18 protein-coding genes are annotated in these 14,922 nt (G+C 40.5%); all 18 read left to right on the forward strand.

From position 1 onward, the window contains the following. The 18 genes from ETA_RS00240 (at window position 1) to ETA_RS18610 (ending at window position 14,921) form a co-directional block, all read left to right on the forward strand. Window positions 1-867 (forward strand): replication initiation protein, encoded by an 867-nt coding sequence (locus tag ETA_RS00240; RefSeq protein ID WP_012443200.1) that lies wholly within the window; start codon window positions 1-3, stop codon window positions 865-867. 99 nt (window positions 868-966) lie between these two features. Continuing rightward, entirely contained in the window at window positions 967-1,458 is a 492-nt protein-coding gene (locus tag ETA_RS00245) for a helix-turn-helix transcriptional regulator (RefSeq protein WP_012443201.1), read from the forward strand. A 152-nt stretch (window positions 1,459-1,610) separates the two neighbouring features. Beyond that, complete coding sequence (locus tag ETA_RS19545) at window positions 1,611-1,823, forward strand: hypothetical protein (RefSeq protein ID WP_012443202.1); 213 nt, start codon at window positions 1,611-1,613, stop codon at window positions 1,821-1,823. Between the two features lie 200 nt (window positions 1,824-2,023). Continuing rightward, a complete protein-coding gene (locus ETA_RS00250) occupies window positions 2,024-2,260 on the forward strand; it encodes a hypothetical protein (RefSeq protein ID WP_157861754.1) in 237 nt (78 codons plus the stop codon). A 365-nt stretch (window positions 2,261-2,625) separates the two neighbouring features. Next, entirely contained in the window at window positions 2,626-2,949 is a 324-nt protein-coding gene (locus ETA_RS00255; protein WP_012443204.1) for a hypothetical protein, read from the forward strand. 71 nt (window positions 2,950-3,020) lie between these two features. Next, complete coding sequence (locus ETA_RS00260; protein WP_083772826.1) at window positions 3,021-3,596, forward strand: lytic transglycosylase domain-containing protein; 576 nt, start codon at window positions 3,021-3,023, stop codon at window positions 3,594-3,596. Further along, a complete protein-coding gene (locus ETA_RS00265) occupies window positions 3,593-3,880 on the forward strand; it encodes a hypothetical protein (RefSeq protein WP_012443206.1) in 288 nt (95 codons plus the stop codon). Before ETA_RS00260 ends, ETA_RS00265 begins: the two co-directional genes overlap by 4 nt. A gap of 43 nt (window positions 3,881-3,923) precedes the next feature. After that, entirely contained in the window at window positions 3,924-4,238 is a 315-nt protein-coding gene (locus tag ETA_RS00270; RefSeq protein ID WP_012443207.1) for a VirB3 family type IV secretion system protein, read from the forward strand. Then, window positions 4,235-6,607: a VirB4 family type IV secretion/conjugal transfer ATPase gene (locus ETA_RS00275; protein ID WP_012443208.1), complete on the forward strand. Its 2,373-nt coding sequence runs from the start codon at window positions 4,235-4,237 to the stop codon at window positions 6,605-6,607. Before ETA_RS00270 ends, ETA_RS00275 begins: the two co-directional genes overlap by 4 nt. Window position 6,608: 1 nt before the next feature. Further along, window positions 6,609-7,256, forward strand: coding sequence for a type IV secretion system protein (locus ETA_RS00280; RefSeq protein ID WP_012443209.1), 648 nt, complete (start codon window positions 6,609-6,611; stop codon window positions 7,254-7,256). Beyond that, window positions 7,256-8,221 (forward strand): type IV secretion system protein, encoded by a 966-nt coding sequence (locus tag ETA_RS00285; protein WP_012443210.1) that lies wholly within the window; start codon window positions 7,256-7,258, stop codon window positions 8,219-8,221. The genes ETA_RS00280 and ETA_RS00285 overlap by 1 nt, the downstream gene beginning before the upstream one ends. After that, window positions 8,221-8,952, forward strand: coding sequence for a virB8 family protein (locus ETA_RS00290; RefSeq protein WP_012443211.1), 732 nt, complete (start codon window positions 8,221-8,223; stop codon window positions 8,950-8,952). The genes ETA_RS00285 and ETA_RS00290 overlap by 1 nt, the downstream gene beginning before the upstream one ends. Further along, a complete protein-coding gene (locus ETA_RS00295; protein WP_012443212.1) occupies window positions 8,952-9,713 on the forward strand; it encodes a TrbG/VirB9 family P-type conjugative transfer protein in 762 nt (253 codons plus the stop codon). Before ETA_RS00290 ends, ETA_RS00295 begins: the two co-directional genes overlap by 1 nt. Beyond that, a complete protein-coding gene (locus tag ETA_RS00300) occupies window positions 9,706-10,854 on the forward strand; it encodes a TrbI/VirB10 family protein (RefSeq protein WP_042958392.1) in 1,149 nt (382 codons plus the stop codon). The genes ETA_RS00295 and ETA_RS00300 overlap by 8 nt, the downstream gene beginning before the upstream one ends. Beyond that, on the forward strand, window positions 10,855-11,874 hold the full coding sequence (gene virB11, locus ETA_RS00305) for a P-type DNA transfer ATPase VirB11 (protein ID WP_012443214.1): 1,020 nt from the start codon (window positions 10,855-10,857) through the stop codon (window positions 11,872-11,874). It abuts the gene before it with no gap. Window positions 11,875-11,899: 25 nt separating this feature from the next. Continuing rightward, on the forward strand, window positions 11,900-13,696 hold the full coding sequence (locus tag ETA_RS00310; RefSeq protein ID WP_012443215.1) for a type IV secretory system conjugative DNA transfer family protein: 1,797 nt from the start codon (window positions 11,900-11,902) through the stop codon (window positions 13,694-13,696). 17 nt (window positions 13,697-13,713) lie between these two features. After that, window positions 13,714-14,070 (forward strand): TrbM/KikA/MpfK family conjugal transfer protein, encoded by a 357-nt coding sequence (locus ETA_RS00315; protein WP_012443216.1) that lies wholly within the window; start codon window positions 13,714-13,716, stop codon window positions 14,068-14,070. Window positions 14,071-14,126: 56 nt separating this feature from the next. Further along, window positions 14,127-14,921, forward strand: a complete 795-nt coding sequence (locus ETA_RS18610; protein WP_157861755.1) for a TcpQ domain-containing protein — start codon at window positions 14,127-14,129, stop codon at window positions 14,919-14,921. The last annotated feature ends 1 nt before the right edge of the window (window position 14,922 follow it).

Genomic DNA, 14,922 nt, shown 5'->3' on the forward strand with positions numbered 1-14,922 from the left:
GTGAAACTGGCAAATGTAACGCCAAAAACAAAGATAAGGCATAGAAATGAGATTAATCACACCTTCTCAGTTTTGCCTTTACCCGCAAGGCGGATTTTGTTTATGGCAATAGCTCAAATAGACTCAAAAAGATTAATCGAGCAAGGGCAAGTTTTCAGGATCACTGCGAATGAATACGCGATGATCGCAGACATTGACATTTCTGTTGCTTATAAGCAGATGAAAGACGGGGCGAACGAGCTACAACATAGTGTCATTAGTATCCCAAAGAGCCAGCTTTTAGAACCACTATACAGGCCGGGGCAATTTCATTTTCCGGTGAAAGTCAAAAAAAATACGCCTGATAGCATACGTTCCATGAACCTTACTGAATACTGCGACTATGTTGAAAGTGAAGGCTACATTGACATTTCATTCACCAGGGTTATTGAACCTTACATTTGCCGCCTTGCTGATGGTTTTACTACTCAGGTTTTGCTTTCTGCTGCGAGGCTAACAGAAACGAACGCAAGTTCGCTTTATCAATTAATAAGGAAAAATATCAGTTCCGGGAAGGTCAGTTATTTCGATATTGGTGTTGATGAGTTAAAAGATGAACTAAACCTCTACAGGATAGATGAGGGGGAGAAGATCTACATTCATGCACAGTTCAAAGATTTCAACCGAGACTTTTTGAAAAAAAATGTAGATACCATCAATCGTGTTACAGAAATCAAGGATTTATCTTTTGATATAGTCGAAAGAGTTGCACGTAAGGCCACCCGTTTAAGATTTTCTTATAGTGTCGAGAGAGATATTGAAAGTGAGGGAGATACAGACGGAAAGCCTGAGATTATGAAAGGGAAGGGTAAAAAGAGTGAATGTTGAGTGACTAACTAATCATTTTCAAATAAATCGAGACGTCAGTAGCGCCGTCTGGTACACGGCGCTACTGACTAACCACAACAACCTGACCAGGAGATTGTCATGGCTGACCGTCATCATATCCCGTCTGAAAAACTTCTCAAAGTGTTTCCAGAGTTATCGTCTACAGAAAGTATCATCATGGTGCTGTACTCGCTTGGTGTTACTGCTGCTGCGATCGCTAAAAATCAGAATAAGAGCGTGAAAACGGTGAACAATCACCTGGCTAACATCAAGCTCAAACTGTCAACTGAATCAACGTATGACCTGAGAACGCTGTTCTACATCAGGATTATGCTCAGGTTGGTTAAATCCTATTCAGGTGAGGAGGTGAGGGTTTTTTCTGATTTAACTGTTCAACAGGAGGATGTTTTACTACTGCTTACATCCGGTGTTAGCGAGCGAGAGATATCATATGAGAAGAAAATGCAGGACGAAGAAGTTTCTCATCTTATCATCGAAGCATCAGTTAAGTTATGTGCTGATGATCCCAGTATCTTAAAGTCGCTGGTTTGCATGAAAGTCATGGAACACATAATGGATACTTTCTCTTAAGGCAAACTCACTTACTAAATGCGGCTCAGGCCGCTTTTTTGTGCACAAAAGAAATGAAAAAAACAGGAAGAATAGTAAGTTTTCCCATATGAATGTAAGAACAGATGTTTAAAATACCAATCAGTAGCACAAGTAACTGAGCAAGGATTTTTATGATTAATAGATTTCGTCCAGAAGGCGAAGATCGAGAATGGACACCTGCTTCAATGGTTATTCAACTCGATGCCGAACTGAACTACTTACTTGAAACAAAATGCCGTACAGGTTCTAAGGCGCAAACCCCGAAAAAGGATATGGTTCTGAACTTTATCCGAAACGCATTGAAAGAAAATATGAACCATGAAAACGAAGAAGATTTAGCTTAAGTTTTCTGCTCTTTAAAAATTGATAAGCGAAAAGATGAGAACCTGAACGGTTTTCGCGCCTAATATGCTAAAGAGGTAGCTGGGGTGAAATCTCATGATTGCCTAGAGCATTGTTTTTTTTGTTATTTATCACAGTAGAAAAAAAGGAGTGTTTTATGGCGATGCGGCATGTAAGACAAAGAGAGCACCGGAAAAGACGTATGGAGTTGGAAGCTCACTTAAACAAAGAGCGATCTTCAAAAACTGATAGGGTTTTGTTGATTTTATCTAAAACTGAATCGCTAGTTTTTGAACAAAAAAGAGGAAAGAAAACTTCCTCTGTTCAGAGAAAGAAAAGCAGTAATCACTATTCTGAATTTGGGATTAGTGCGCATGGACGAGAAAAAAGAAAAGGGAAATCGATGCCTCCGCGCGAAGTTAGAGATCTGCTTTTTTAGTCTCTCATAATGATGTACCAATGCTAGGGAATACTAAAATCTAAACTCTTGGTAATGGGGAAGACTATCATGAAGCATTGAGCGGTATAACCGCAGCAGCCAGGTGATAGCAATTGTAGGGTTGTGACCTGCTCCCTTCTACTTGGTTATGTCGGCCTTATGGCGAACAGGAGGTGCCGAAAGGCATTATGCAGTAGCGCGACAGCCAGCCGCACATCGGTTATTAGCGGCGATTTAGCGACACCGACTCAAGGGCATGGGCGCGGCCACTGCGAGAGTGTGGCAGAGGTGTTTAGGTACAAGCCCTGGCATGGTATGGTTAGGGCTTAAACCATCGTTTATTCGAATCTAACCGAAGGGGCTATATGAAAAAATCAGCATTAGTAATCGCTGCACTTACTTTATCTCTTTTTTCAGTTTCTGTTTCTGCCGAAATGACTGGAAAGTTTTCTGGAGTCTGGAAGGAGAAGCCAACAGCAAATGCAAAGTTTACGATCTCACCTGATGGTGATAACTACAAGCTAGTTATCAAAGATAAAAATACAGGTGAACATGAATTTGAGGCTGTTGAGGAAAAAGGCCAGTTATTTCAGATTGTGAACGGATCAAAACGACCTTTATTCACGTTTATTGATAAAGATACTCTGAAATGGACAAAGTTAAGCGCTAATCTAAAAAAACAAAAGTAGTTACCCCTCCGCCAGAATCCACAGGCTTAATAACAAATAAAAAAACTAGCGTATCAATTAATGATGCGCTGATAGCCCGTTGTGCTCCCGATGTTCATCCAGTAACTATCAATGCACTTATAGAAACTGAGTCGGGAAGAAATCCATATGCAGTAGCTAACGTGAGTGATAATGAAAGCCGACAATTCAAATCACTCGAAGAAGCGATTAGGTATGTGAATAATCTGGATAGGCAGGGGAAAAACTATAGTGCAGGTTTGATGCAAATTAACAGTAATAATTTCAAGTCATACGGATTGGATAACAACAAAGTATTTGATGTTTGTAAGAACATTCAGGTAGGTGCAAAGATTCTTACAGAGAATTTTGAACGTCAACAAGGGGGAAGTGAACAGAAAAAAGTTAGAAATGCCTTATCTCGTTTTTATTCAGGTAATGATAAAAGGGGATATATCAAAGAGTTTAATCATGATGGCAAAAGCTATGTTGAGCGTGTAGAACAGAAAGCTTATAAAGTACCTGCTCTACTTCCACCGGATAATAATTCTTTAGATTTAAGTATCTCTAAAGATATTGCAACCGTTAAAACTGAAACTAACTTTATTCAAAGGACATCTTCATGGGATGTTTTTGGGGATTTTAAATGAACACACGTAGTGGTTTTTTAAATGCTATATGTTTATCACTGCTTTTTATCTCTATGGGGGTTCTCGCTGGGGGGCTGGACAGTGGTACTGACGCATTAACAAACATTAAAACATGGATATTTGCTATCCTTGGGATCGCAGCATTAATTTATCTTGCTTATTGTATTATATGGGCATTCATGGAAAAGAAAAGCTGGAGCGATGTGGGCGTGGCACTATTGCAAGTTATTTGCGCTGGCGGGGCGTTGGTGGCTGGGAACTGGGGCTTAAGCCTCATGGCATAAGATTACAATAGCAGCCCGTCATCAGGCGGGCTAGGGTTTATAAATGAATGGTAAAGACGTCTATTTTACTTACAACGGATTAAATCGCCCCGCAATGGTTAGAGGTGTTCCTCTAATGATTTTACTATCGTGTGGTTTTCTCGCAACTTTTTCAGGGTTCATCGGTGTGTTTTTTCTCGGCGTTTTTGGAATTATATTTCCGTTAATTATTGGTGCGTTCATTTTTACTGTAAAAGTGATTTGCGAAAATGATCCTAATGCTCTTCGTGTTGTGAAGCTTTCCTTGAGCGGAATGATGTTGAAGCTAAAGCATGGCGACCGCATTACTGGTTTTGATTCTGGAGGGTACGATCAGTGAATGCAAATAAACTAAAAAAAAAGAGAAACATGCCTGTTACGCCTCTGTATCCGAATTATCAGTTTCATGTTTCAAATAGTGTTGTTTACACTGAAGACAACAAAATGTTATCTACAGTTATTCTTGAAGGTTTACCTTTTGAAAGTGTATCTGATGCAGCAATAGAAAACGCATTTTTAAACGCAAAAGATTTTCTCGTTGGTGCAGGTAAAGAGGGTGAATTATATTTATGGACTCATCTTGTCAGAGAAAGAGTATCCTTAGATGATACTTATAATTTCGATAATAATTTTTTAACCAGATTTTCAGAGAAATATATTTCAACATTTAGAAACGGGGACTTTTTCAAATCAACTTGGTATATCACATTTGGTATGCCTTTTAATCAGATAGATGCTGGTATTGAGCGTTTGCAAGATTTGGTTGACCAAGCGCTAGTTGCTTTTAAAGTCTTTAATCCTTCAGTTTTGGCTGTCGGTGAAAATTATGTAAGCGAAACTGCCGCTTACCTTTCTAGCCTTTTCAATAAAAATCATGTATTAATTCCAGCATCTTCAACACCAATCTCTCAGTCAATTATCGATTCTGAGTGGTATTTTGGAAATGATGTTCTTGAGCTAAGGAATAACGATTCCGACGATAAGGTTTTCGCTACTAACTTTATCATCAAAGATTTTCCAATGTTTACAGAACCGGGTCATTGGAATTTTCTTTTAACGCTTCCCTATGAGTTTCTCATTACTCAAAGTTTTATTTTTGAAACACCTGCTAAAACGTTGCGGAGAATTGACAGCCAGCTTAACAAGCTTGCATCAGCAAATGATGTGGGTGTAGGTCAGCAAGATGAGCTGGTCATAGGACAGGAATCGGTGGTAAGTGGTCAAACTGTCTTTGGTTCCTATCATTGTGCATTAACTGTCTATGGCTCTACGCATGAGATGGCGAGGACTAACGGTAAGAAGGTTTCCGCTGAATTCATCACAAGCGGCAAAGGGTTCCGATTTGCACGCACAGCGGCTGCCGCACCGTATGTCTATTTCAGCCATTTACCACTTAACAAGAAAAGGCCACTTGATTCACGGCGCACGATCACGAATCTGGCTTGTACGTTTTCAATGCACAATTATTCAGTAGGTAAAAAATCAGGCAATCCCATCGGTGATGGCTCGGCTATTATGCCTCTCAAAACTGTTTCGGATGGCCTGTATTACTTCAATACACATTATTCTGAGCCGCATCGTAATGTAACAGGCCAAAAGATAGCGGGACACGCTCTCATTCTCGGTGCGACGGGCGCGGGTAAGACGACATTTGAAGGGGTCGCTGCTGGATTTTTGCAGCGATTTGATCCGTCATTGTTCATCGTCGATTTCAACCGATCTACTGAGTTGTTTGCTCGCACATATGGTGCGGCATACTTCACTCTCGATGAGGGCCGCTATAGTGGGCTGAACCCGTTCCAGATTGCAGATGTTGATGATCCAGTTCTGGGAGGTAGACTCATCGCATTCCTGAAACAATACGTGAAAATTTTTGCACGCGACACGCAAGGAAACCTTTGTAGTGATGAAGAGGCTGAAATTCTATCTGGAGCTGTTGATGCTGTAATGCAGTTGCCGCGAGAATCGCGGAGAGTGAGCAAGCTTTTGCAAAAAATCCCCCCAGGTTCGAATCTGGCTGTTCGTCTCCAAAAATGGTGTAACAAGGGAGAATATGCACTGTGGACTGATTCCCCCGACAATATTTTTAACCCTCTTGATTTTCAGAAAGTAGGTTTTGATACGACAGTATTACTGGAAAAAACCGCCAGTGGTGGTGTACATCCCGCATGTGAACCGATTTTGTCTGTTCTGTTCTTCTACAAAACGTTGATGCAGCGTGATGGCAAACTAATGCTCTCACTTATTGAAGAATTCTGGATGCCTTGTAACTTCCCAACGACTCAAGCACAGATTAAATCTGCTCTGAAAGCTGGGCGACTTAAAGGTGAAATGATGTGGCTTACCAGCCAGTCACCGGAAGATGCGATCTCTTGCCAGATCTTTTCGGCGATTGTCCAGCAAACACCAACAAAAATTTTCTTGCCAAATCCTGATGCCGATTATGAAGGTTATAGGCAGGTTGGATTAACCGAAAAAGAATTTTCCAGGTTAAAACGACTCGGAAAAGAATCACGAACGATGCTTATAAAACAATCTGGTGCCAGTGTTTTTGTGAAAATGGACTTGTATGGATTTGATGATTTTCTCCCAATAATTTCTGGTTCAACTGAAGGAATTGCGCTTGCCGAAAAAATTAGGTTAGAACTTATGACTGATGATCCTGAGGTTTGGGTTCCAGAATTTATCCGACGAATAAAAGGGAAATGACATGATTAAAAAATCACTCATTGCTGTGTTAATCTCAATTTCTTTTGTTTCTGTTAGCCATTCTTCAGGGATACCTGTTGTTGACCTGGCTTCAATTGCAAAAACTGTTGAAGAAGGGCTTACTCGTGCTCAAGAAGCGGCCCAGCAATATGAGCAGCTTAAACGTGATTATGACCAGAGTGTAAAGTATGCAGAAGACCAAAAGAAACGACTTGAGGGTTTTACGAATTTTAATTTTGGTTTTGATACCGCTTCAAGCTATATGAAGCAGCAGTTGAACGATTTAACCGATCCAAAGCAGTATGATGTTGATTCCGAGTTAGATAAGTTTGGGTTAAATAGCAATAATTTAATTAAGGCTCGTCTTGAAGGTGCAGCCGCAAAAGTAAAATTTTTTGATTCTTATAATTTTGAGTTAAAAGATCGAGCTATTAAGTTAGAAAAATTGCAGGGAAAATATAATGAGGCAATAACACCACAACAAAAGGCTGACCTTACAAATCAACTACAAACTGAACAAATTAATATGCAATATTTCATGAAGCAAAATGAACTTGCAGAAAAACAAATGGAACAGCAGGATAAACTAAGACAAGAGCAACTTAGAAAGCAATTTATGGAGCAGCACTCTTATAAAGGATCAAACTAATGGCGATAGCATCTGATTTTGTTAACCAGATAAAACTTCTTGTAATGGATGCAGTCGCTAATAATTTTTCAGCTATTGCTGTTTCTATACGACCTGTATTCGCCGCCGGTTTTTTACTCTACTGCTGTATAATAGCTTGGATGATTATATACAGTAATAGAGAGGTTATTGTAAATGAAGTTATAAAAAATGTTATGGTTTTTACATTAATAGGCGCTTTCATTTGGTCTGCTCCATATTATCAACAGTGGGTTGTTCCATTTGTTATGGACTCCGGTTCTGAAATATCAGCAAAATTAATGGGGAATGGTAATGCAGCATTAAATGTTGATGAAATATGGACGAAACTTGCAACATCTATGGAAGATTTTAAAACCAGATCTATTGATACTTTGGGATGGGATTTCGGCCCTCTTATTTCCACGTACTTAATTTATGCTATTGGCTATGCAGGTGGTGCTATTCTGATTGCTTATACTACCTTGTTCCTTTGTGTTGCAACATTCATGACAGGAATTTTGCTTTCAATCGGCAGCGTATTCATTTGTTTTGCTGGATTTCCAGCTACGCGAGGGATGTTTTCTTCATGGTGTGGTCATTGCTTAAACTATATTTTACTTAATGTCTTTTATTCAATTTCACTTACATTCGTGTTGGGGCTAATTGGTAAATATACAGCTTTAGATCCATCTTCTGTGAGTTTCATGGATGCCGTGACTTTCTTACTTGTTGTTGTTATCTGCATTGCAATGGTTGAACAGGTGGCAGTTCTTTGTTCGTCCCTGACGGGTGGTGTCGGCATCAACGGTCTTGTTCCGGGCGTTGGTTCGCTTGCTAAGGCTGCGGGGTTGTCTAAGGCTGCCGCCTCAATGCGTGATAAAGCACCTGGTGCTATTGGTGGTGCAATGAAACGTGGTGGGTCTGCTTTGGCTAATAAATTTAGAAATAACGTTAAAGGAGGGTAATGATGTTAAGTTATTTCCAAAGAACTAAAAAAGAGGCAGAGAAAACAAAAGTTGAATCAAAAAAGGAGATGGATAACTACTTCGCTGCAATAAGGGATTTTGAACGTGACCGTATTTCTTTGATTAATGGAAAGGTGAAGTTTTTTCAGATCGGCGCTTTTCTTTGTATGATTGTTATTGTGATACAAGCGGTTGCATTAGCTTTAATGTCACCTTTGAAAACTGCTGTTCCTGTTATGATTCGTGTTGATAACAATACTGGATATACAGATGCAGTTTCGCCACTGAGCGATGCAAAAGAATCTTATGATGAGGTGGTGAATAAATATTTCCTCTCTCAATACGTCGTCAATTATGAAAGTTATGATTGGCAAACCATTCAATCTATGAATGACACAGTAGATCTGATGTCAGACAGTAAAACGTTTTCTCAGTACAAGACACAAATTACAGCAGATAACTCTCCTTTGAATGTGTTGAAACAAAACAACAAAATTAAGGTTCGTGTTAAGTCTGTTACTTTTTTAAAGGATGACATTGCACAGATTCGCTTTGATAAAGCCGTTCTTAACACTGATGGTACTTTGTCAGCTGATTACAGCCAAACATCCTGGGTAGCAACCCTTGCATTCGATTACAAACGTAAAATAAAGAGCGAAGGGGAGCGCTTGCTAAATCCCCTCGGTTTTCAGGCTTTGAGCTACAGAGTCGATCCGGAGGCTATAAAATAATGCGTAAACTTTTTTTGGCCTTACTCATCTTCAGCGCTGTATCAACCACTTCTAACGCTGCTACGTTTGCCAGCGGCTCATCATACGATGCCAGGATGCAAACAGTTATGTACAACTCGGATGATGTTGTGAAAGTGCGCGTAAAGCCGGGTACGGTTTCTGTCGTTCAGGTCAGTAGTGATGAAAAAATTGAAGATGTGGGGCTGGGTGATCCTGGTGCGTGGAACGTATCAGTAAGAAATAACACATTATTTTTCCGACCTGCTTCCGAAGATAATCCCGACACAAATGTCGTCGTAGTCACTGATAAACGCGCTTACACCTTATTTCTAACTTCTGTAAAAACAAATCCAACTTTTTTTTTAAGATTTGAATATCCGAAACCTAAACCTATCTTGTTTGATAACAACAAAATTCCTTGCACAGATGGCGGTATTGTAAATGGACGTTATCAGGTACAAGGTGACGAATCTGTTAAGCCAAATAAAATTTGGGATGATGGTAGGTTTACCTGTTTTACCTGGGAAAATAGTAAAACGATGCCAGTCGTTTATCGTGTTGATTCAGATGGTAATGAAAACTTGCTTAATAGCAGCATCGAGAAAGATGTTATGGTTGTTCACGATGTTTCTCCCGAATTTTTACTGCGAAGTGGTAATCAGGTTATGCGTGTAAAAACCTCTTCTATCGTTAAGCGTTTATACGATAAAAAAGGAACGACAACCGGGCAGACAAGAACGGAGAAAATTACTGATGAGTAATGGAAGGGTGGAGGTCGGAAGAAGAAACAAGTTAGATATAACGGCGGTAGTCGTTGATAAAAAAATCATCATCGTCGGAGTTATCATTTTTTCTCTCGTTGTTGCTGCAATAGGCGCTGCCTTTGTTCTTACAAGAAAAAAGGAAACGGTTCAAACTGGTCTAACGAAAAACACAGCTAATAGCGAGTCGTTGCAGGCTAAAACGTCAACTAATAGTTCCCTCGCCGCTATGAAGCAATCAATTATAGATAAGGAGAATGCGGCCAAGCGGGCAAAAGAAAAGAAAGATGCGGAATATGAAAAACTTCGGCTTGCTAAAGTGAAGCAGGAACAGGAATCCCAAAGCAATGCAGGGCAAAATGCTCCGGCTGATTCACGTCAGGCTCAAACATTCCGGGCAGACAATCGTCAGGATTCAAGTGATAAAAACGCACCATTGCCAAAAGCACAGCGGATTTTGACTGGTGAAACACTGGTAAAAATTGACAAAACTGATGAAGGAGGAAGCACAGAGAAAGATTATCTGCAAAGTGGTGAATATGCTGATGGCGTTGCCCGTATCGTTACTAAACGTCGTTATCTGCTTTCAGCTGGAACCAGCTTAAGTTGCCTGCTTAAAACAAAAATTATCACTTCATATCCTGCGATTACCCTCTGTCAGATGGCCCGTGATGTGTATTCCGATGATGGTAAAACCCTGCTTGTTCGGAAAGGTGCATTGCTAACTGGTGAACAGAAGAAAGCGATCACACAGGGAGTTGCTCGTGTCTTTGTTAACTGGACAGATATTAAGGACGGAAACGTGACAGTACGTGTAGATGGCCTGGGTACTGATAGTCTCGGGGCTGCTGGCCTGCCTGCCTGGATAGATTCTCATTTTTTTGAGCGGTTCGGAAACTCTCTTTTGCTTTCTCTTGTCGGTGACACGATGGACTCAGTTAAAAATATGACTCAGCGTAATAGTGGTAATCAGGGGGCAATCACATATGACAACACGAGCGATGCCTCACAACAACAAGCTGCAATCGCATTGCAGAACAGCATCAACATTGCGTCAACGGGTTACATCAACCAAGGGACGGTGATTTCAATCATAGTTCCGCGCAACATTGATTTCTCATCCGTTTATGAGGTGAATTGATTGATTGAAGATAATTCTGATATAGCGCGCCTTTATCTGGAAAAGACAGGTATTCAAGCGCTGTTGAACCGAGAGGGGCTAACAGAGGTTGCTATCAATCAACCTGGCAGGATTTGGTATGAGGGCCGTGAAGGATGGCAGTTTGTTGAGGAACCGGCAGCGAATTTTGAAAACCTGAAGCACCTTGCAGAAAGTCTGTCCACTTACTCTAACCTTCCTCAGTTAAACCAGTCTAATCCCATTGCTTCTGTGATCCTTCCCGATGGTGAAAGGGGCCAAATTATTATGCCGCCAGCCACGGAACCCGGCTGTATTGCGATTTCAATACGTAAACCATCTCTTCAGCGTTTTTCTATTGCAGACTATGTTAACTCTGGTCGATTTGACAATGTACGAATCGCACAAAAGCAAACGGTAGAACTTTCGGACAAGCAGAAAAAATTGTATGAACTCTATCAAAAAGGTGACCCAAAAAGTCTTGAAAAATTCATTTATGAGGCGGTTAGAGAAAGACTTAATTTCCTGATTGTCGGTGGTACAGGATCAGGTAAGACAACAATAGCAAAAGCCGTTGCTGATATATTTCCTCCAGAAAGGCGATATGCAACCATCGAGGATGTTCCTGAAATGCAATTGCCTAATCACCCCAATCACATTCATCTGTTTTATAAAAAGGGAGTTATTACCGCTAAAACAATAATTGAAGCATGTATGCGCCTGAAGCCAGATCATATTTTCCTGGCTGAACTTCGCGGTGATGAAGCCTGGAGTTACTTAGAAGCATTAAACACAGGTCATGAAGGGTCTATCTCAACCATTCATGCGAACAGTACCTATGCTTCATTCTCACGCCTGGCAAGTATAGTTAAGCAGTCATGCGTGGGTATGACTGTTGATATGGAACTGATTATGCGAACTATCAAAACATCGGTTGACGTGATTTTGTTTTTTAATCATACGCATATGACGGAAATCTATTTTGAGCCTCAAGAGAAAAATAAATTATTGAATAAGATGTAATTTGTATTTATCAGGTAAGTAAATTATGAGTAAGATAATTGGCGTATCATCAATACTTTTATTAATGTTTCTTGCTTCGGTTGTTGGTGGTAATTATTTAGGTGGTTATGCAGCGTTAAAATATTCAGGCTTAAATATTGATTCACTTAGCGCGAATACATTTTATGAAGTAATAAGTAATTACGGTGGTAATCCGTCCTATAAATCGCTGGTTGGTATCACATGGTTTGGGTTTGGTGTTCCAGTCGTCGTGTTTGTGGCTTTCTGTGTTCTGATATTGTTTAACCTTAATCCAGATAAGGTTATCTATGGTAATTCCCGCCTCGCTACCGATATGGATTTAGCAAAGTCGGGTTTTTTCCCAACCCTGAAGCAATCTAAGAAACATAAATACCCGCCTATTCTTATAGGGAAAATGAATAAAGGCAGATTTAAAGGGCAGTACATTTATTACTATGGTCAGCAGTTTTTAATGCTTTATGCCCCAACACGATCCGGTAAAGGGGTCGGTATTGTTATCCCTAATTGCCTCAACTATCCTGAAAGCCTGGTTGTCCTCGATATTAAACTGGAAAACTGGTTCCTGTCGTCAGGCTACCGTAAGAAAGTAATGGGCCAGGAGTGCTATCTGTTTTGTCCCGCTGGGTATGTGGAGAATGAGGAAAGGGCTAAGGCAGGGGAGTACCGTTCTCATCGTTGGAATCCGATGGATTACGTTAGCCGCGACGCGCTACAGCGTCAGACGGACTTACGTAAGATTGCATCCGTTCTGTATCCTCTGAGCGGCGGTGATAACGATGTGTGGAACACGTCAGCTATAAACTTGTTTATAGGTCTTGCACTATATCTTATCGATAAAGAGCATGAAGCGCAGGAGAACCTGACAGTTTCCATTGCTAAGGTTTTGAAGTCTGCAACGCCTGGCGGCGATCTTGCTGCCTGGATGCGCAAGACTCTCGCAAAGGATGCTGCTGTTAGCACAGAGGCCCGGGATTATTTTGAAATCTTTATGGCTGCACCTGATAAAACGCGTGGCAGTATTATGAGTAATTTTACCAATGGTCTTGATATTTTCGCTAACCCTGTAACGGCTGCGGCGACAAGCGCCAGTGATTTTAATATTCGTCGTTTAAGAAAAGATAAAATGTCTGTTTATCTTGGTCTTACGCCGGACAGCCTTGTAACCCACAAAAAGCTGGTCAATCTTTTCTTCTCCATGATTGTTAACGAAAACACAAAAGAACTGCCTGAGCAAAACCCGGAGTTAAAATATCAGGTTGTGCTATTAGAGGATGAGTTTACGAGCATGGGGCGAGTGGAGATCATTCAAAAGTCCATTGCTTACACTGCTGGTTTTAATCTGCGTTATGTTTTCATTTTGCAGAATAAAGGGCAGATGGAAGATGAGAAGCTTTATGGGAAAGAGGGTACTGAAACTTTTATTAAAAACTGCGCAGTAGAAATTGTTTATCCTCCGCGTGACGTTGATGATGCGGTAAAAGAAATATCAGAACGCATTGGTGTATTTGATAAAAAAATCAAGCGAAAATCCAAATCTGATAACCGGGGGAGCGCAGGCGGTTCTAAGTCTGTAGCTGATGATGTTATATCCAGCCCTGTATTACTTCCAGATGATATTGTTGCGCTTGGTAAGGTAAAAAACAAAAGCGAGACAATGAAAATTAGGGAGATCATATTAAGCGAGGCTTGCTATCCATTTATCGCTGATAAGATTGTCTATTTCGAAGATCCCGTTTTTATGGGGCGTGTGAAAATAGCTAAGGAAAATCACATAGAAATACCTCTACTTTTCAATTCATAAAATACAAAGGTCACATCATGAATAAATTAAATCTGCTAATTATTGCATTGACTTTGTTATCTCCTTTATCAGCAATCTCGAGTGATTATGTTATGAATGACTACAAATCTGGTGAAGAACATGAACAATCTGTAGATTCTGGCGATCCTTGCGTGGTTGTTCTCTGTATGTTTGGGAAAGTCACCGGAAACAGCGGTGGCGGGGAATGTAGTTCACCAGAAAAAACATTCTTCAATATCATTAAAAAGAAGAAAGGCTCATTTTTACCAAACCCTACATCTGATGCTCGTAAAGCATTTATTAGTAAATGCGATACAGCAGGGAAGGACACAATCGACAAGATAATTAGAAAATTTGGCAAGATTAAACTTTGATTTACGATAAGCGGAAATCGTGCCAATGTTTTTCAATAACATGATTCGGGATGTATATGAATAAAATAATACTTGCCGCCATGTCTGCGGGTATCCTTTCTGGCTGTAGTTCCGCACCGCCGCTTGCAACTCCCAAAGGGGAGTTTGTCGATATGAATACAGAAATCACTTCCCTTTTACCGCATACAGAACCAGTTTATATCGGAGAAAAAATAACGAATGTTACAAGTCCATCGTTAATCACTATTGGCGCTAAAACGGGTAACAAGGACGTTCGCGTAAGTGGTAAAAAAGAAATCGATAAAAAAGAAGTGGTTAATTCAGGGCTGCTACTAACTGCTAAACCGAAAGAAAAAGCAGTGCCAGATAAACTAGTACTAAAAGCAACTCCAGTTCCACTGAAAGGGTTTGATACACCTGTCGTGATGGTTTCGCCAAAGGCTTCACCCGGTAAAACTTTATCGCCTGTCACGGCAAGTGGCAGTAATCCATTTAGCGAAATCGGTTCGGTTAAGCTACTAACTGACGTTGCAAGTAAACCTGCTTTTCCAGTCATTCCGGTAAAAATTGCTCCTGCTATGAAAGTTTGGGAAATCAAAAAAGGAACAACGTTAATTACTGGTTTCACAGAGTGGGTGGTTAAAGAAAAATGCCCGTCCGGGGATGGGAAGTGGAAAATTCAGCGTTTGACTGATACGGATTACCCGATTGATTATCCACTCACGATTACAGCTGCTGATTTTGAAACGGCGACTAGCGAACTTTTCAAACTTTATCAGCACGCTCAGATGCCACTCGACGTTGATGGATTCCGCCCACAGTGCTTGATAATTATTAGCAACAGGAAATAAG

Source organism: Erwinia tasmaniensis Et1/99 (genome assembly GCF_000026185.1).
In the GTDB taxonomy this organism is placed as follows: domain Bacteria; phylum Pseudomonadota; class Gammaproteobacteria; order Enterobacterales; family Enterobacteriaceae; genus Erwinia; species Erwinia tasmaniensis.